Raw genomic sequence first — 816 nt, 5'->3', positions numbered from 1 at the left:
ACACCGCCGAAGCCGCGGCAATACTTTGTATTGGGTAGGGGAGCGTCGTGCATGTGTTGAAGCGTTACCGTAAGGCGGCGTGGAGTGGGTGCGAGTGAGAATGCAGGCATGAGTAACGAATTGGAAGGTGAGAATCCTTCCCGCCGGATGACTAAGGGTTCCTGGGTCAAGTTCGTCTTCCCAGGGTGAGTCGGGACCTAAGGCGAGGCCGACAGGCGTAGTCGATGGATAACCAGTTGATATTCTGGTACCCGTATATCCGCGCCCATGATAAAGCACTGATACTAACCACCGCGGATACGATCGTCGTGTTCTTTGAACACGGTGGTTGTTGATGTCGTGGGGCCTGATGTGTGGTTCAAGTGATGGGGTGACACAGTGTAGTAGCCATGCCGCTTAGTGGATTGTTGGTGTAAGCGTGTGAGGTGGTGTGTAGGCAAATCCGCACACCGTTTAACCTGAGGCGTGATGCGTAGCCCAAATGTGGGTGAAGTTGGTGATCTAGTACTGTCGAGAAAAGCCTCTAGCGATGTGGATGTATGGCCCGTACCCTAAACCGACACAGGTGGTCAGGTTGAAAATACTAAGGCGTTCGGGTGAACTGTGGTTAAGGAACTCGGCAAAATGCCCCCGTAACTTCGGGAGAAGGGGGACCACACGACTTTGACACTTCTTGCAAGTGTTGTGGGTTGTGGGGTCGCAGAGAATAGAGGGAAGCGACTGTTTATCAAAAACACAGGTCCATGCGAAGACGTTAAGTTGATGTATATGGACTGACGCCTGCCCGGTGCTGGAAGGTTAAGAGGACCGGTTAGT

The 816-nt window shown here is 52.7% G+C and carries 1 rRNA gene; it reads left to right on the top strand.

Features of this window, described 5'->3' with window-relative positions:
* Positions 1 to 816, top strand: a 23S ribosomal RNA gene (locus HMPREF2698_RS00855); the annotation flags it as partial.

The sequence above is a fragment of the Corynebacterium sp. HMSC072A02 genome (assembly GCF_001810085.1).
Classification (GTDB): Bacteria; Actinomycetota; Actinomycetes; order Mycobacteriales; family Mycobacteriaceae; genus Corynebacterium; species Corynebacterium hesseae.
The sequence above is the reverse complement of the archived record's forward strand: the minus strand, read 5'-3'. Positions and strand labels throughout refer to the sequence as shown.